Origin of the sequence: Staphylococcus sp. 2S1 (genome assembly GCF_046721335.1) — a bacterium.
Lineage (GTDB): Bacteria > Bacillota > Bacilli > Staphylococcales > Staphylococcaceae > Staphylococcus > Staphylococcus equorum_A.
Genome location: NZ_JBEUUJ010000003.1, coordinates 299,219 through 317,872 on the forward strand (window position 1 = coordinate 299,219; position 18,654 = coordinate 317,872).

At 32.6% G+C, this 18,654-nt stretch carries 12 protein-coding genes, 5 pseudogenes and 1 riboswitch; of the genes and pseudogenes, 9 read left to right on the top strand and 8 right to left on the bottom strand.

Features of this window, described 5'->3' with window-relative positions:
- Nucleotides 1-240: 240 nt before the first annotated feature.
- The 4 genes and pseudogenes from ABLV90_RS01750 (at nt 241) to ABLV90_RS01765 (ending at nt 3,503) form a co-directional block, all read left to right on the top strand.
- Entirely contained in the window at nt 241-522 is a 282-nt protein-coding gene (locus ABLV90_RS01750) for a lactococcin 972 family bacteriocin (RefSeq protein ID WP_460872011.1), read from the top strand.
- A gap of 57 nt (nt 523-579) precedes the next feature.
- Nucleotides 580-2,529 carry a DUF1430 domain-containing protein gene (locus ABLV90_RS01755; RefSeq protein ID WP_427708102.1) on the top strand — a complete coding sequence of 650 codons (1,950 nt, stop codon included), beginning with the start codon at nt 580-582 and terminating at the stop codon, nt 2,527-2,529.
- A complete protein-coding gene (locus ABLV90_RS01760; RefSeq protein ID WP_427706307.1) occupies nt 2,529-2,840 on the top strand; it encodes a YxeA family protein in 312 nt (103 codons plus the stop codon). Before ABLV90_RS01755 ends, ABLV90_RS01760 begins: the two co-directional genes overlap by 1 nt.
- 5 nt (nt 2,841-2,845) lie before the next feature.
- Nucleotides 2,846-3,503 (top strand): annotated as a pseudogene (locus ABLV90_RS01765) (ATP-binding cassette domain-containing protein).
- 75 nt (nt 3,504-3,578) lie between these two features.
- On the opposite strand, the gene ABLV90_RS01770 reads toward ABLV90_RS01765, so the two are convergent.
- From ABLV90_RS01770 to ABLV90_RS01780, 3 genes are all read right to left on the bottom strand, one after another.
- Nucleotides 3,579-4,448, bottom strand: coding sequence for an SDR family oxidoreductase (locus tag ABLV90_RS01770; RefSeq protein WP_427708104.1), 870 nt, complete (start codon nt 4,446-4,448; stop codon nt 3,579-3,581).
- Nucleotides 4,449-4,629: 181 nt separating this feature from the next.
- Nucleotides 4,630-6,519 carry an FtsX-like permease family protein gene (locus ABLV90_RS01775; RefSeq protein ID WP_427708106.1) on the bottom strand — a complete coding sequence of 630 codons (1,890 nt, stop codon included), beginning with the start codon at nt 6,517-6,519 and terminating at the stop codon, nt 4,630-4,632.
- Nucleotides 6,509-7,270: an ABC transporter ATP-binding protein gene (locus ABLV90_RS01780; RefSeq protein WP_460872012.1), complete on the bottom strand. Its 762-nt coding sequence runs from the start codon at nt 7,268-7,270 to the stop codon at nt 6,509-6,511. The genes ABLV90_RS01775 and ABLV90_RS01780 overlap by 11 nt, the downstream gene beginning before the upstream one ends.
- Nucleotides 7,271-7,477: 207 nt before the next feature.
- On the opposite strand from ABLV90_RS01780, the pseudogene ABLV90_RS01785 reads away from it, so the two are divergent.
- The 3 genes and pseudogenes from ABLV90_RS01785 (at nt 7,478) to copZ (ending at nt 11,762) form a co-directional block, all read left to right on the top strand.
- Nucleotides 7,478-8,928: pseudogene (locus ABLV90_RS01785) on the top strand (SulP family inorganic anion transporter).
- Nucleotides 8,929-9,111: 183 nt separating this feature from the next.
- Nucleotides 9,112-11,499, top strand: a pseudogene (locus ABLV90_RS01790) (heavy metal translocating P-type ATPase).
- A 56-nt stretch (nt 11,500-11,555) separates the two neighbouring features.
- Nucleotides 11,556-11,762, top strand: coding sequence for a copper chaperone CopZ (gene copZ, locus ABLV90_RS01795; protein ID WP_069818151.1), 207 nt, complete (start codon nt 11,556-11,558; stop codon nt 11,760-11,762).
- Nucleotides 11,763-11,855: 93 nt separating this feature from the next.
- Here copZ and ABLV90_RS01800 read toward each other — a convergent pair whose 3' ends face one another.
- The 5 genes and pseudogenes from ABLV90_RS01800 to ABLV90_RS01820 form a co-directional block, all read right to left on the bottom strand.
- Nucleotides 11,856-12,869 carry a D-lactate dehydrogenase gene (locus tag ABLV90_RS01800; protein ID WP_460872013.1) on the bottom strand — a complete coding sequence of 338 codons (1,014 nt, stop codon included), beginning with the start codon at nt 12,867-12,869 and terminating at the stop codon, nt 11,856-11,858.
- A 10-nt stretch (nt 12,870-12,879) separates the two neighbouring features.
- Nucleotides 12,880-14,039: pseudogene (locus ABLV90_RS01805) on the bottom strand (aminotransferase class I/II-fold pyridoxal phosphate-dependent enzyme).
- A 63-nt stretch (nt 14,040-14,102) separates the two neighbouring features.
- A riboswitch (SAM riboswitch) is annotated at nt 14,103-14,212 on the bottom strand.
- A 140-nt stretch (nt 14,213-14,352) separates the two neighbouring features.
- A pseudogene (locus tag ABLV90_RS01810) lies at nt 14,353-15,112 on the bottom strand (transglycosylase).
- A 530-nt stretch (nt 15,113-15,642) separates the two neighbouring features.
- Complete coding sequence (locus tag ABLV90_RS01815; RefSeq protein ID WP_460872014.1) at nt 15,643-16,686, bottom strand: PTS transporter subunit IIC; 1,044 nt, start codon at nt 16,684-16,686, stop codon at nt 15,643-15,645.
- Nucleotides 16,687-16,889: 203 nt separating this feature from the next.
- Complete coding sequence (locus tag ABLV90_RS01820; protein ID WP_427706288.1) at nt 16,890-17,318, bottom strand: 6-pyruvoyl trahydropterin synthase family protein; 429 nt, start codon at nt 17,316-17,318, stop codon at nt 16,890-16,892.
- 139 nt (nt 17,319-17,457) lie between these two features.
- Between ABLV90_RS01820 and ABLV90_RS01825 the strand changes: the two genes are divergently transcribed.
- Nucleotides 17,458-17,811, top strand: a complete 354-nt coding sequence (locus tag ABLV90_RS01825) for a DUF488 domain-containing protein (RefSeq protein ID WP_460872015.1) — start codon at nt 17,458-17,460, stop codon at nt 17,809-17,811.
- Nucleotides 17,812-17,824: 13 nt separating this feature from the next.
- Nucleotides 17,825-18,478, top strand: coding sequence for a DNA-3-methyladenine glycosylase family protein (locus tag ABLV90_RS01830; protein WP_427706284.1), 654 nt, complete (start codon nt 17,825-17,827; stop codon nt 18,476-18,478).
- The last annotated feature ends 176 nt before the right edge of the window (nt 18,479-18,654 follow it).

Below are 18,654 nucleotides of genomic sequence, written 5' to 3' on the forward strand. Positions count from 1 at the left end.
GTCCCAATTTCGTATCGATAGTGTAATTGTTGTACCTTATTAACATAAATTTCAACAAATAGATTAGCCAAGACAACCTTCATACAAATAAATTAAGCGCATCTCCTAATATTTAAAGGAGATGCGCTTTTTTTGTGGGAAAATATAAATTTTTAAGGGGTAAGTGTAAAAAAAGCATAATGACATATTTCGATTATAATTATATAATAATATTAATTTATACAACAGGAGGCTATATAAATGAAAAAGACTATTATAAGTATTTTATTGTATTTAGCAATAGTATTAGGCTCTGGAACAATAGCAAATGCGACAACTATCTATGCACAAGGTGGAATTTGGAATTATGGAGTAGGAAGCAAATATGTTTGGTCATATTACAGTAATAATTATAAAGCACATGGCTCTACAGCAGTGGGTAAATATAAATCCTATAGTGGAAAAACGAGAGCTGGTATCCAAGCTAGAGCATCTGCTCCAAAATCATTCTTCGTAAATAGAACATATTACAACGTTTACTAATAATAGCAAGGAAATGAATACAAATTGCATTCATTTCCTTAATTGATGAGGTACTGTATGAAAATAATAAAATTGACCTTAGATATTATAACGCTTTGTATCATTACTATATTAGTCCTGATATTCACATTAAGAGAAGAGGAAGAATTATTACCTGGTAGTCATACCATATTAAACATTTCTGCTTGGAATTATAGTCACAATAAGCAAGAAATTTATAAAACAATTGAATCCATTTCCCAAAAGGAAAATATAACAATCTATAAATCTATCTTAAATACGAATCAAGACACATACAAATATATATACTCATTTAATGAAGAAAAACCAAAATTCCAAAATCATATTAAGTATAAATATATCAACTATGACACCCTTCTTAGTAAAGATGTCCGAGGGAATTATTTTGTAATGGGCGCTTCATTTGATCCCCACAATATTAAACAGCTACTACAGGAAAAAGGCGTAGATTCAGAAATACTTAGTTTAAATAAATTCGTCTTATTTTTATCTGTCATAAATGATAAGGGACTGCTATTCCCTATGGTTTCAATATTAATACTTTATATTTTTTATTTTTTACAAATAGCCAATATAAAATTCAAAGAATATGGTATTAAAAAATTACATGGTTATTCAATTTCAAAAATAATATCTGAAGATATACGTAAGAAATGTTTATACTACACTTTCTTATTAAGTTTCTTTTTAATTTCTATACTAATTTTATCACTAGCATTGGACATTTTAGACAATACTTTTACTTTTATAGTACGTGTTTTCTTAGGCATAATCATTTTATTCAGCGTACTTTTTTTAATTTCACTTTGCTCTTATACACTATTTATAAAGACAGATATACCACTAATTATCAAAGGCAAAAAACCCTATACATTATTACGAATGATAACTGTATCGTTCAAGATAATTATTCTAATTGTATTAGCAATTTTGTTAGTACAAAATTTAAGTTCATATCATGAATTGAAAAAGATTAAAGAAACTGAAAAGTACTGGACAAAGTTAGATGATTATTACGTCATTGAAGTTGCACCACTTAAGTACACTCATTCAGAAGAAAGTGATATATCCAAAAAATTTCATAAATTAATCTCAAATACTGAAGCAAAACATGAATCATTACTTATTAGACACAATAATTTATATCATCCCCACCCTACGAATTACACTCCCGAAAATGGTAATGTTGTTTTTTTAAATAGCAATTTCGTAGATTTCTATAATAGTGCATTTAATAAACGATTGGAGCTTTCCAATTCTAAAAATACAATTGACTTATTATTACCAACTAAAGCGCATAACTTTAAAAAAGAAATTAAAAAAGATTTCAAAGATTGGATTAACTTCCAACAGGATAATAATCGAAATAAAGAAATTAACATGAAACAAACAAATGATAACTTTGAAATATTTACTTTTGATACCAGATCTAGTTTAAAAAATAATTTTAGTAAAAACCCTCTAGTTGTATTAATAGATGCAACAGACCTAGGAGATAACTTTTATTATTCATCAGTCACACAAGGTAGTTACTTGTTTAAAGATTTTAAAAATACCAATAAACATTTGAAGGAATATGGATTAGAAGATGTTGTAAGTGGCATTACAAATTACAAAGACATCGTATTAAAGGATTTTAAAGCACTTAACATAAAAATGCTTATTATATCTATTTCAATACTTTTATCTTTTATCACACTGGTATTAACAATAATTTTTGATATCCAACAATACTTTGAAAAAAACATGAAATTTTTAATGATAAGAAAAATACATGGTTTCAATTTGATTAAAAATCATAGTGAATACTTACTATTGAGTAATGGTTTAGTCATTTTAGTTGGTGTTATATCTATAGCAGTTATGAATAACAGCACAATCCTCCTTTTATTTATCTTTATTATAATTATTCAAATATTAATACAAAGTATATATATAAATAAGTTAGAAAAAAATAACCTAATCAATTTAAAGGAGTTAGAATAATGAGTAAAAAATTAACTATCGTTATTATTATTATCATAATACTTACTGTTACTACATTCCTAACAAATGATAACTTTGATAGATTTAACCCTTTTCTACAAGAAGAAAAATCGTATGCCATAGTTAAACAACACACACAGCAATATAACGATGTCACAGCGTATTCCAAGAATGGGGAAAAATTGAACTATAAATTAACATTCGGTGGTTATGATCCAAGTAAAAAGTTTGTAGAAATCATTCATAAAGGGACATACGTGAAAGAAATACACTATATTGAGAAACAAGCGCTCCCCAAAAATATTAGGTGATGATAATGATAAAAATACAAGGATTAACAATTACAAAAGAAGAAAATACTATATTTAAAGATTTAAATTACTCATTTAAAAATGGTAAGTCATATGCCTTAATGGGGTATAGCGGATCCGGTAAATCCACATTATTAAATAGTATTGCTCGGATTTGAAAAAATAGATTCAGGTCATATATATCTTAATGGCAAAAAATTAATTGCTGATAACCATTTCTATAAAACGCAATTAGGTTATCTATTTCAAAACTATGGATTAATAGATAATTTATCAGTTGATGACAATTTAGATATTGGACTAGCCTTCCAAAAACATTCGAAAGCAGAAAAACGAAAACGTAAAAATATATTATTAAAGGAATTAAATGTAAATGTTGATTTAAAGCGAAAAATATCAACATTAAGCGGTGGAGAACAACAACGCATCGCTTTAATTAGATTGTTATTAAAAAATCCTAATATTATACTAGCCGATGAACCAACAGGATCATTAGATAGAATAAATGGAGAAAAAATTCTAGATAAGTTATTAGCATGTTTAAATGACAATAAAATTATCATAATAGCAACACATGACATTGATGTTGCTAAAAAGTGCAATGTTGTCGTAAACATGGAAGCTTTAAAAGATTCGTTATTCAGCAATCTCGATACATTTTAAGGAAAACAAAAACAGCGAGACCCCTTTTCAATAGGAGTCTCGCTGTTTGACTTCTCTTAATCCTCATCTATAAATTTATGACGTCATATAATCTCCACCATTGACGTGTATGACTTGCCCAGTAATATACGAACTATCTGCGTATGTTGCTAAAAATACATAAGATGGTGCCAGTTCAGCTGGTTGCCCTCTACGTCCCATTGGTGTGTCAGAACCTTGATCTTCAACTTTGTCTTCTGTGAATGTTGCTGGAATTAATGGTGTATAAATCGGGCCAGGTGCCACTGCATTGACACGAATGCCTTTTTCAATCAACGTAGTTGCCAACGAGCGTGTGAATGCAACAATCGCGCCTTTTGTTGCTGAGTAATCTATAAGATGCCCCGAACCTCTATAAGCTGTCACACTTGTAGTATTAACAATCGCGTCACCATCACTTAAATGTGGCACTGCGGCTTGAGATAAAAACATCATTCCAAAAATATTTGTTTCAAATGTTTCTTTTACCTGTTCCGGTGTGATATCTTCAAAATTGTCTTTTGGAAATTGAACACCACCATTATTAACTAATATATTCAATCCACCAAAGTCATTCACGACTTTTTCAATTAAGTTTTGTGATGATGTTACATCTTTCAAATCATGTGCATAGGCTTTTGCTTTTACACCTAAAGCTTCCAAACGATGTACTACCGCTTCAGCATCTTCATGTTCATCATAATATCCAATCGCAACGTCTGCGCCCTCTTTAGCATATAGTGTTGCCACTGAGCGTCCAATACCTGAATCTCCACCGGTAATCAAAGCAACTTTTCCTTTCAATTTACCACCACTCTTGTAATCTTTCATTTCTGAAAGTGGCTGTGGATTCATATCTTTTTCAATTCCTGGCTGTCTATCTTGCGTATAACCTTTAATTTGTTTATGAAATTCAGTTAAGTTCATTTGTAATACCTCCATTTTTTACGCCTATTACTTGCTAGATACCACTTCAGAACATATACAAACATTTTGAATTTTTAATTAGTTTTGAACAATATAAAACGAATGCACTAACAACACACTATAACTGCTCCGTTATAGTGTGTTGACTAAACTTTTAAATTATTAATTTTATTATTCGGATTTAGATAGAATGTTTAACGATTCTACTTGAATGGATAAATGACATAACTGCAAATATGCAATAAACGATTGAATATGCACCCATAACAATATAGACAGGTAACATATTTGTAGTACTGAGGATCAACATAAATGCTTTAGCCGCAAAATATGCATGTAATAATGACACAACAAGTGGGAGTCCAAAATTAAACATTACTTTAAGTCCTAACCCTTTGAGCATATCACTATGCGTATATCCAATTTTGCGTAATATACGAAAACTCGGTATCTCATCTTCTGTTTCATCCATCTGTTTAATATAGATGATACAACCTGATGCAACTAAAAATGCTAATCCTAAGAATGATGTGACAAATAATAAAATACCTGCAGAGTCATTCAATTCTTGACGTACTAATTTTTGAGGATAGATATCAGAATGAACCGAATAAGCAATTTTATTAGCTTCTTTCCAATTATTTTGATTCTTCAAATCATAACCAAATTGCGCACGTGTTTCCTCGCCCTGTGGTTTTAATTGATTATATTGCTGTTCACTTATGAGTAATACAGGTGAAGCAAAGCTGACATCATTTTTAAAATCCACTTCTTTTTTAGCATCAATTACTTTAAATGTTTGCGCTGGTTTAGTGTCAAATTGAATTTTTGTATTTAAATTGAATTTCATTATACCCGCAGATGAAGCCATATTTATCATTTTAGCTTTATGATCCGTAATACCTTTATCATTAAAATATTTATTACTTGTTATAAACATTTTATCAGTTTCACCAAAATTACTACTGTAATCATAAAAATTCTCTTTAGTTACTTTTAATTGAGTAACTTCTTTATATACTTTGTTATAACCTATATCCTTTTGTTTTAATTCATCTTCAAATTGTTGTGCTTGTTTATTTTTTAGAAAATTGAAATCTTGTGGTGAGGATTGTTTCACTGTATCGTCAATCGTTGACTTACTGATTGCACCAAAACACAGCACGGTTACAGTAACAGCAGATATCGTCGCTATTATTGTGAGTGACAATGCATTTTTCTTCATTCTGTGCATAATTGAAGACGTAAATACAACATCTGTTATAGACACGTTACCACTTTTTGAACGTTTTACTGTTTTAAAAATCAACGACACTGAACTTCTAAAGAACAGGTATGCACCTACAATAGTTAAAAACAGAATGGCGAATGGTGCGAACATTAATTGCTCTGCGAATTTGCCAAACAGTTCAGTAGACATGTAGTAACCAAAAACAATCATGGCTATGCCTAAGATACCCGAGATAACTTCAATAACTGTCATCTTAGATTGAGTTGCTTCAGATTTTGTACTATCATTCATCATTGATAATATACTGCGCTTACGTAAAAAAATGAAACTTTGTGCCATAATCAATAGGAAAGACACGATAATTAATAAAATGGTTTGTATAACAGCAGGTAATTGGAACGTTAATGATACACTCGTGTCTATAGTTAATACCTTGAGTACAATCATTAAGAGAATCTTCGAACCAAAGACACCAATAATGATGCCCATCAATCCTGTTATTAAAAACATTGCGGCCTGTTCAATTAATAATATGCGCATAATATTTCTTCGTGTTAAACCTATCAATTGATATAAAGCAAATTCGCGTGTCCGTCGTTTTATAAATAATTGATTTGCGTACATTAAAAATATAAGTATAATCGCAAATAAGAAATATGATCCTACTTCAGACCCTTTTCTAATAATAGACATTGAATTTACATTGTTTATACTCTCTGTATACTTTAATGTAACGAAACTAAAATATAATACGATACTGACAATCAACGAAAATATATACATCGCATAATGCCGTATATTTTGTCTGAAGTTCTTAATTACGATTTGATTAAAACTCATTCGCTACACCACCCAAGGCAGTTTGCATATGAATGATATTTTTGTAAAATGCTTGATTCGAGTCATCACCTTGGTATATTTCAGAATGAACACTACCATCTTTCAACATAATGACACGATTAGAATAGCTTGCTGCCACTGGATCATGTGTGACCATTACAATCGTTGCATCTATGCTTTCATTCAAATCTTCAAGTCTATTGAGAAGATCTTGTGCGCTTTTTGAATCTAATGCGCCTGTAGGCTCATCAGCAAAAATAATAGCAGGTTTATGTACCGAGGCACGTGTTGCTGCAGTACGCTGTTGCTGTCCTCCAGAAATTTCATTCGGATATTTATGACCCAGTTCATGAATACCTAGCGCTTTTGTTACTTCATTATAATTATTTTCTTTTTCTGCTTTAGACATTTTTTGAATTGATAAAGGAAGCATGATATTTTCTTTTACTGTTAATGTGTGTAAGACACTATAATTTTGGAAAATAAAACCTATCTCTTTTTTACGAAAATCTGCTAACGCTTTGTTGCTCATGTTATTTATTTTATTGCCATTAATTTCAACTGTGCCACTCGTTATATAATCAATAGAACTTAGGACGTTTAAAAGTGTTGTTTTACCAGAGCCTGAAGGCCCCATTATGGTAACAAATTCACCTTTTTCAATTGAAAAATCTATCCCTTTTAACACTTCTTGTTGCTGATGTCTGTTACCGTACTTTTTTGTTAGTCCTTCTACTTTTAATATCGACATGTTTATTCACTCCTTGTCATCTTTTTCTCTATATAACTATCATAGCTAATTATTTTTTCTTTTCGTTTGTTATAACTAACAAAAAGCTATTTTAAAATGACAACTTTGTCACTTATATGAAATTGTTTTGATTCTAATTTTTTAAATCTACACTTCTGTCATATGATATAATAGTCTAATTGAATTTTAAATAAGGAGTACAAGAAGATGTTAAATAAACTTAAACGAGAATGGCTCACTGCTCCGGGCACCAATATCCTAGCTGGTATCCTTGTGGCGCTTGCGCTCATTCCTGAAGCCCTCTCATTCTCTATCATTGCCGGCGTAGATCCTATGGTCGGTCTATATTCTTCATTTATTATAGCAGTTGTTATTTCTTTTGTTGGCGGTAGACCAGCAATGATTTCAGCAGCTACAGGGTCTGTTGCCTTAGTCATTGTGCCATTAGTAAAGGACCATGGCGTTCAATATTTACTGGCGGCAACAATATTAATGGGTATTATACAAATTATTTTTGGTGTATTAAAAGTTGGTCGTTTAATGAAGTTCATCCCAAACTCTGTCATGATTGGCTTCGTTAATGCTTTAGCGATTCTTATTTTTATGACACAGATTAAACATATATTTGGTATATCGATACCTACATATTTATTTGTTATTGCTACACTACTCATTATTTACTTATTGCCACGAGTATTCAAAAAAATTCCCGCGCCACTTATCGCAATTGTTTTGCTTACTATTGTTTACTTAGCAACTGGCGCAAAAGTCGAAACTGTTGGTGATTTAGGACAAATCACACGTTCATTGCCACAATTTTTCATTCCTGATGTGCCATTTAACTTAGAAACATTACAAATTATTTTGCCTTATTCGTTATCTATGGCAATTGTTGGACTTGTGGAAAGTTTATTAACTGCACGTATCGTAGACCAAGCAACTGATACGTATAGTAGTAAAAATAGAGAATCACGTGGACAAGGTATTGCCAACTTCATTACAGGATTCTTTGGTGCAATGGGTGGCTGTGCTATGATTGGTCAATCCGTAATTAATGTTCGCTCTGGTGCAACAACGCGTCTTTCTACTTTTACAGCTGGTGTATTTTTGATTGTTTTAATTATCGTATTTGGTGATTGGGTCGTTCAAATTCCTATGCCTATATTAGCCGGTATCATGATTATGGTATCCGTAGGGACGTTTGATTGGCATTCATTCCAATTTATGAAAAAAGCACCACGCACTGATGCATTAGTCATGGTACTTACTGTAGCTATTGTGCTATTCACGAGTAACCTTGCCTTAGGTGTTATCGTTGGTGTCATTGTAAGTGCCCTTTGTTTTGCTACAAAAATTTCAAATGTTACTGTAGATTATGAAGAAGTCGATGAAACTATTCACTACAAAATCAAAGGACAGATTTTCTTTGTCTCTATAGATTCTATGATGAATCAACTTGATTTAGAATTACGTAATAAAATAATTTACTTAGATTTTAGTCAAGCTCACTTATGGGATGATTCCGCAGTGAATGCGATTGATACTTTAATAGAAAACTATCATAAGAAAAAAATACAATTTATGTACAACACCTCAACAAAGACAGTCGTAAAATTGTTTCAGAATTAAGCAAAGTAAACAAACAACATCTTTTATAAAATATGAATCTATGAGATTGAAATATCGGTAAGTTTTTAAAACTAAGCCCTTATTTCAATCTCTTTTTTTAAACACAAAAATTGACATTTATACCTAGCGGGGGTATATTAAAAATATAGCAATTTAACAAACGACTCTGTCACTAATATTTAATTATATATATATGAAAGGAGGTAGTCTTCATGACCGAAAAGAAAAAAACGACTTTAGGTATCACTGGTATGACTTGTGCAGCATGTGCAAATCGTATAGAGAAAAACTTAAATAAAATAAATGATGTAGATGCCACTGTGAACGTTACAACTGAAAAAGCAACGGTTGCTTATAATCCTGAATCAACAACCATAGAAGATCTTACGCATTCCATTGAAAAAACAGGTTATGGTGTCTTAACCGAAAAAGCGGAACTCGATGTTATCGGCATGACTTGTGCCGCATGTTCGAATAGAATTGAAAAAGTATTAAACCGCGACACTGGCGTTGCACATGCTAATGTCAATTTAACTACTGAAAATGCAACGATTGCTTATAATCCAGAAATGACTTCTATTGATGATTTGATTAAAAAAATTCAAAAAATAGGTTATGATGCAAAACCGAAACAAGTCGCCAGTGAAAAAAGTTCGCAAAAAGAACAAGAGTTACAACACAAACGTACTAAACTTATTATTTCAGCAATTTTAGCGAGCACCCTTATTGCTTACAATGTTCGTGCATCTTTTTGGTATGCAAATTCCGCATATTTTTATGAACCCATGGTTTCAATTTGCATTAGCTACACCCATCCAATTTATTATCGGTTGGCAATTTTACGTAGGTGCCTATAAAAATTTACGCAATGGCTCTGCCAACATGGATGTGCTTGTCGCCTTAGGTACAAGTGCCGCATACTTCTATAGTTTATATGAAATGATTAAATGGTTAAGCTTTGCGAATTATACACCACATCTATATTTTGAAACGAGTGCAGTGCTAATTACATTGATTCTCTTCGGAAAATATTTAGAAACGCGCGCAAAAACACAAACTACAAACGCTTTAAGTGAATTGCTCAACCTTCAAGCAAAAGAAGCACGTGTGTTACGTAATCAAGAAGAACTAATGATTCCATTAAGTGAGGTTGTACAAGGTGATTACCTTGTCATTAAACCTGGTGAGAAAATACCTGTAGACGGTAAAGTCATTAAAGGAACCACTTCTATAGATGAATCTATGTTAACTGGTGAATCCATACCCATTGAGAAAATTCAAAATGATAATGTCATCGGTTCCACAATGAATAAAAATGGTTCTATTACAGTAGAATCAACTAAAGTTGGGAAAGATACAGCGCTCGCTTCGATTATTAAAGTTGTGGAAGAAGCACAAGGATCTAAAGCACCTATTCAACGCCTTGCTGACATTATTTCTGGCTATTTTGTGCCAATTGTAGTTGGCATTGCTTTACTCACATTTATTATATGGATTACACTCGTACAAACAGGACAATTCGAACCTGCCTTAGTTGTCGCCATCGCAGTGCTCGTAATCGCCTGCCCTTGTGCACTTGGGTTAGCTACACCTACTTCTATTATGGTAGGTACTGGAAAAGCTGCGGAGAATGGTATTCTTTTTAAAGGTGGCGAGCATATTGAACGTACACACCAAGTCAATACTGTTGTATTAGATAAGACAGGTACAATTACAAATGGTAAACCCGTAGTCACTGATTTCGATGGTGATGATGACGTGTTACAACTACTCGCAAGTGCAGAAAAAGGTTCTGAACATCCTTTAGCGGAATCTATTGTGAATTACGCTAAAAAGAACTATATACCATTTTTAGAAGTAGCGCATTTCGAAGCAATACCAGGTCACGGTATAAAAGCAACGATTGATGGTAAATCATTACGCGTTGGTAATCGCAAATTCATGATAGAACAAGATATTGCAATAAACAGTGTAGAAACACAATTATCACGTTTTGAACAAGATGGAAAAACAGCAATGATGATTGCCATAGATAGCGAATTAAAAGGAACAATCGCTGTTGCAGACACTGTTAAAACTTCAACAAGTGAAGCAATTCAACAACTTCATGATTTAAATATTAAAGTCGTGATGCTCACCGGAGATAACGAACGTACTGCACAAGCCATTGCAAAACAGGTAGGCATCGATACAGTAATTGCCGACGTACTACCTGAAGAAAAAGCCTCAAAAATTGTAGCGCTACAAGATCAAGGCAAGACAGTAGCCATGGTTGGTGATGGTGTCAATGATGCACCGAGCACTTGTACAAGCAGACATTGGTATTGCAATTGGTACAGGTACAGAAGTTGCCATAGAAGCTGCTGACGTTACAATTCTTGGTGGAGACTTATTATTAATTCCAAAAGCCATGAAAGCCAGTAAAGCAACGATACGCAATATTCGTCAAAACTTATTTTGGGCATTTGGTTACAATGTAGGCGGTATACCGATTGCGGCATTAGGGTTACTCGCACCATGGGTCGCCGGTGCTCGCAATGGCGTTAAGCTCTGTGAGTGTCGTCACTAATGCATTGCGACTTAAACGCATGAAATTATAATTCAATTTTAAAATAATCATAATAAAGACATTCATTATTTTAAGGAGGTGATTTGTATGACTGCAGAAACAATTAAAGTAGAAGGCATGAGTTGTGATCACTGTAAACAAGCAGTAGAGTCAGCACTTACTAACCTTGATGGTGTTAACACAGCAGATGTTAGCCTTGAAGAAAATAATGTTAAAGTAGATTATGATGACAGCAAAGTCGAAATGTCTCATATGAAAGAAGCAATCGAAGACCAAGGTTATGATGTAAAATAAATGAATAGTACACAAATATAGTGGACGCCTCATCTTTGATGCGCCCACTTTTTTTATTACTTATATTACTTTTAATATTATGTTAAAACCACTTTATAAAGTATTGACACGCAGTCCTGTATCACCCGTGTTCAATACTTCTAGTGTTGCATCTAGTGCATCCACAATTAAATTTTCGACTGCCGCATCTGTATAAAATGCAATATGAGGAGACACTATAACATCTTGTCGTTCAATTAATTGAGTTAAAATATCATCTTTAAGTTCTGTGCCTCTTTGATCACTAGGGAACAATCCTTTCTCTCCCTCATATGTATCAAGCGCCGCACCTTTTAACGTTCCATTATCCAAGGTCGCTATAAGTGCACTTGTCTTTACAATCGTGCCACGTGCACAGTTGATAAATACAGCCCCCTTCTTAAACGTATTAAATAAATCTTCATCAAATAAATAATCATTTTCTTTACTCGCTGGAATATGTACAGTGACAATGTCTGCATCTTTTACAGCTTCAGTCACACTATCTTTATAAGTTAAATATGTTTCGCATTGCTCATTCGGTTCAATATCATATGCCACAACTTCAGCGTCAAACCCTTGAGCAAAAATTTTACCTACAATAGAACCAATACGTCCTGTGCCGATTACAGCGACTTTTAAATCTCTGATAGAACGTGATAATATCGCAGGTTGCCATCTGAAATCATAAGATGCTGTTTTTTGTTGAATATCATTATAATTACGAATTAAGTTAAGTGCTTGAGACACTGTATATTCTGCAATTGAATGTGGTGAATATGAAGGTACATTTGAAATAATCAAATTATATTTTTGAGCTAAATCTAAATCATAGCTATCAAAACCTGCACTTCGTTGCGCAATTTGTTTAATACCAAAATCATGTAATTTTTTGTATACTGCTTCATCTAATGAAATTTGCTGTGATAAAGATAAACCATCAAATCCTTCTACACGATCTACTGTATCTAAAGTAAGTAAATCTTTATCTAAATCCACTTCTACTTTGTTTGTTGTTGCCCATGCTTCTATGTAAGGAATATCTTCTTCACGCACGCCAAAAGTTTGATTCTTGTCATCTAAATTCACTCCTATTTTATTATTGATAAAGATATTTAAGCGATTGAATACGTTCTGCTTGCTTCCATCAATGCTTGATCATCAAGTGCCAATGAAATACGTACATAGTTACGCCCATGTTCACCAAAAGGTATGCCAGGTGCAACAAGTATAGATTGTTCTTGTAATAAATATTCAACAAACGCTTCGCCATCGTATTCAGATGGTGTTTTCAACCATAAGAAAATACCGCCCTTCATCGGTTCAAAAGGTATATCTACTGCTTTGAGTTTTGCTTCAAATTGGTTTCTACGTCTTTTAAATGTTTCGTTTTGTTCTTCTAAAAAATCATCATAATGATTCAGCGCGTAAGTAGCCGCATCTTGTAACGCACCGAACATACCAGCGTGTGTATGCGATTGATATTTCTTCAATGATTGAATCATGTCTTTATTCCCTACTGCAAAACCCACTCTGAATCCTGACATGTTGTAACCTTTAGATAGTGAAAAAATTTCTACGCCTAAATCTTTCGCACCTTCAGATTGAAGCAAACTTGGGTTCTTACCATCAAAACCAAATGCACTATATGCAAAATCATGAACAATTTTAGTTTTTGTATTTTTAAATTTTGCGACAGCTTCATCAAATACAGCCTTTGTAGCTACTGAACCCGTTGGATTATTAGGATATGTTAAATAAACTAGACGTGTATTAGCTAACACATCTTTATCTACTTTATCCCATTCAGGTAAATAATACGGCGCTTTAAGCACCAGTCGCTCAGGTCTGCGCATCAGCCAACATCACACCTGCCAAATAATCCGTATAACCAGGATCTGGTAGTAATACATTTTCTCCCGGATTAACAATACATGTTGGGAGTGCTACTAAACCATTCTTCGTTCCATATAAAATACAAACCTCTTCTTCTTTATCTAATTCTACTTGATACTGTCTTTCATAAAAATCTACAATTGCTTGTTTCAAGCTATCTTTACCATGAAATGCTACATACTTCTGATTCTCAGGAAGACGTATCGCATCGGCGAAACAATCAATAATACCTTTTGGCGTTTCGCCATCAGGGATACCGACTGCCATATTGATTAATGGTAAAGGCCCATGTTCAACCTTTTGCCCCATCGTTTTACCAAAGTAGCTATCGGGAATTTGTGCTAATATATCTGAAATTGACATTAAAAAGTCCTCCTATATAAAAAAACTATATACCCAATGAAGTGGCATATAGTTTTCACATGTCACCTATCTATCAAGTCATGTCACTTGTTGGAAGTAGCACAGTACTTACGACATAAGTCTGCTCGCTGAAGTCTCATAGGGCCAAATCCCTCAACTTCTCTGGATAAGTTTTCGTTTATTTAATTAGCTTTAATTTTATCAGAATATTCGCTCTTGTCAATAAACTTTAAAGTATATAAAAAAAGAGCGACTCTTGTGAGTCACTCTCTTGATTTACATCACTAAATTTTATGATTTAGCGATATAAATCCTACCACCAACCGTGTGATGAACGGAATGCTAATGCCGCATCAATTGAACCGTAACGTTCTTTAGCGTAATTTAACATACCTTTAGTTTGAGTAGATACTGAACCAGTACCCCATGATTCTTTAGTTTGACCTAAACCACTGTAACCAGCTGGGTTAACAGCATTTGGGTTACCGCTTGATTCAGGTAATACGATAGTATTCCACATAGCTTCTGTACCACCAGCAGCTAAGAATTGAGCTTTAACTGATCCACCTGTTGCGACAGCTGAAGTTTTAGCAGCTTCGTAAGTTTTAGTAGTTGTACTTGTTTGTGTAGTTTCAACTTTTGTAGTAGTTGAAGCTTTAGGAGCTGCAACTGGTTTTACGTCAACATTACTTGATTGTTGTTGCGTACTTACTTCGCTTGTTGATTTTTCGTTCGAGTTAGTAGTTGCTTGCGCGCTAACGTCTTGAGTTGTATTTGTAGAAACGTTAGAAGATGCAGTTTGAGCACCTGCTACATCATATTCCCATGACCATGATTGACCATCTGAAGTGAATGTATATTCATAACCACCTAATACGAAATCATAGTTGTATGCACCTGCGTGTAATGGCTTTTCATTTAATTCTGCAGCACCACTTTGTGCTAATTCAGCTAAATGCGCTTTGTCGATGTTTTCTTCTGAAGCGTGAGCTTGATTGTTGTCTGCTGTTGCTTGCGTATCCTGTTACACCTAATGCTACTGCTAATGATGATGCTAAAATTGTCTTCTTCATAATTAAAAAATCCTCCATTTAAATCTTTTTAAGTAAAATTATATTTTCGTTAATTAAATTATCCTATGTGCTTCAAGCAATTAATTTTTATGTATTATTTTTTCGCCACAAATAATATACCATAAATTTCGGTCAATTATATTACACTAAGATAACAAAACGTTACAGATAAAGCTTCTCTTTGTAACATTGAAATATAATCGTTTTGTTTTGTTACGCTCTAAACAAATAAAATATACTTTTCATATACCTCTAAATGTTATTATATTGCGCTTTATATCAATTTTCTTACGAATTTTTCATATAGTCTGAAATATTACAAATCCATCTACTGTTATCAAACTGTAAAATTAAAATTCGACATAAAATTTATAATTTGGGGCGAAACTTGCAATTAATTTTGTCGAAATATAAAAAAAGACCACTGTTATGTGGCCTTTTAGATTATCTAAATACATTTTTAAAAAATTAATTTGTATGTTAGTTTATTACAAATCATTACTCGCTTCATATTCAAAATATATAACCTCTTATGCTAAGAATTTATAAATATTACTATCATATAGTTTTAATACCTTCATATAGAAAAGATTAATTAAATACCCCATAATAAATGGAACTACAAAGAATGTGATAAATACAAGTAATAAATTCATTAATATCGAGTCTTCCATAAATTTAAAGGCACTAATGGGTCCTACAAGTCCGATAATACCAAATCCGGCAGATTCTTTTGTACCTTCTATACCAATAAGTCCACCTACAAATCCTGTGATAAGTGCATTTGTAAAAATCGGTAATAAAATAATAGGATGTCTTACCATATTCGGTATCATCATTTTAACGCCGCCTAGAAAAATTGTGATCGGCACGCCTGGTCTATTCATTTTCATTGTTCCCGCAACAAGTGCACCTTCACACGCTACGATACCAAGCGAAGCAGAACCAGCTGCTAAACCACTTATACCTATTGCTAGGGCTGTAGCAACGGTGGATATCGGTGAAATAATTATGAAACTGAATGCAAGTGCAATAAGCATAGACATTAATATAGGTTGTAATTCTGTAAATGAATTTACCAGATTACCTATACCTGTAGTAATCATTTGTACGTATGGCAGTATGAGTACGCCTATAAATGCGACCAAGCCTCCAACAATTGTTGGTAAAATAATTAGCGTTAAACTACCAAAACGTTCTCCTACTATTAATATAAAAAACACTGCAATTGCCGCAGTAATCATTGTATTGATTAAATCCCCAACGCCTACAAGCGTCCATACACCATCATTGAATTGTGCAACGCCACTACCAACAAATGCCGAACTTGCAACTACTGCTGTAGCTAACGGCGTTAGATTGAAGCGCATTGCAATCAATGCTCCTACAAGAAGTGGTACTGTAAATTGTATACTTTCTACTACTTGTAACATGGTTTCGAATATTGGATGCGTTGGTGAAAGAAATTTAAATAGTTCACCTAAAATTGCATTTGGAATCAGACCTGCAACAATCGCTATTGCTACACCTGATAATACATTATTTATAAATTGTTTCGGACTGATTTTCATCATAGCAGTTCCTCCTAAGTTGTAATAATTACTAATATATCATATTATCTTAATTTTCAGAATATTACTTTTGTATTTAATTTTTTAAAATAAGTCTGGTAAAACAGCAAATAAAAAGCCAACAGATAACGATTAAGTAATCTGTTGGCTATTCATTATATATTTAATTGGTATCTTATGATTTTTAGTTTCTTCCATAATAGCTTTTATTTTTCCATTAATTCAGAAGTTATGACAAGACCTTGTGTTTCAGTTTCAAAAAATTCCAGCTTTTGCAATTTATTATTTTTTGGTAATAAACTATCGAATTGTTCCCAAATCCAAAAAGCGATATTTTCAGCAGTAGTATTCATATCCGGCAACGTTTGATTCACTAATTTTCCATCTAGATAAGGCGCAATTTCTTTTTTATATAACTTATCAACTTCATTAAAATCCATTGCTAGACCGTAATCATCAATTGCAGATAAAATTTCAATGTTAAATTTATATAAATGATGCTCTAAATCTTTGTGGAATTTTTCAGTGAAATAAATACGATTGTCACATGTGAATTCATAATAGTTTTTTATACATACATCGTTATCTCGATATTTGAATTGTTGAGGTGGTTGCACATTATCGAAATTTGTCATTAAACTCCCTCCTATTCTACGCTTTGTATCTATATACCCTTTCTCATTCTTCTATAATTAAAATAACTATGTTTTTCTCTATTCACTATAGGTAATTAAGTATTATAAGAGGTTTTTATTTATAGAAAGGATGAATGGTATGACTATTCACATTCAAAGAATTTATGATAATGAACAAAAAGATGGTGTACGTATACTTGTAGACCGAGTTTGGCCAAGAGGTGTATCTAAGGAAGATGCAAATTTAGATCATTGGTTAAAAGAACTTGCGCCTACATCTGAGTTAAGAAAATGGTTCGATCATGATCCTAAATTGTACGCCGCTTTCAAAGAAAAATATGAAAAAGAATTACGTGAAAATGACGATCAGCAAGCAACATTTAACGAACTTAAAGAAATCATAGCAAATACTAAAAAAGATATTATTTTATTATTTGCGGCTAAAGATGAAGCGCATAACCAAGCTGTCGTACTTCAAGACTTGTTAAAATAAGGTGATGTTAGAAATGACCACATGGGATATTCATGTACAAGATAACTGTGTTCAACAATTAATAAAAAAAGATGCAACATTAGCATTACTTATTAAAAAAATTGGGAATATCCAAATCAATATTCGTCCTGATCCATTAAAATCTTTAATTCGCTCTATAATAGGACAACAAATTACAGTAAAAGTGGCCGCATCTATTTTCAAACAGTTAACGGATGCTCTCAATGATGAATGGACAGTTGATAAACTGTCTGAAATCGAAGATACGCAAATGAGATCTTTTGGTTTATCTAAATCTAAAATTAATTATATTCATAATTTAGTAACACATATACAACATGGAAAACTAGATTTAGAAAATTTACACAAGTTAAGCAACGATGAAGTTATTCGTACGTTAACTGAAGTGAAAGGTATTGGACAATGGACTGCCGAAGTTTTTTTATTATTTACATTACAGCGTCCAGATGTTGTCCCTGTACATGATGTTGGCCTACAAAGGTCAGCGCAATGGTTGTACGATACAACTAAAGCGCAACGAAAAGCACAGCTTTCTTTATGTTCGGAACGTTGGGAGCATTGCGCTTCTATTGGTGCGTTCTATTTATGGGAAGCTATACATCAAGATTATTTAGCTTACGATTCCATACATGACATCAATGACTAATATGTATACAAAAGTTTTAATTATAAACAAGGACATGAGACATAAATAAATGTCTCATGTCCTTGTTTTTTTACAGTTTTTACCTTGATACAATCTTTGTTTATTAATTTCATTGTTAAATACTTATTGGAAATGTAGTTACTCTTTTTGCGTTAATTCATCTATATATTCATTTT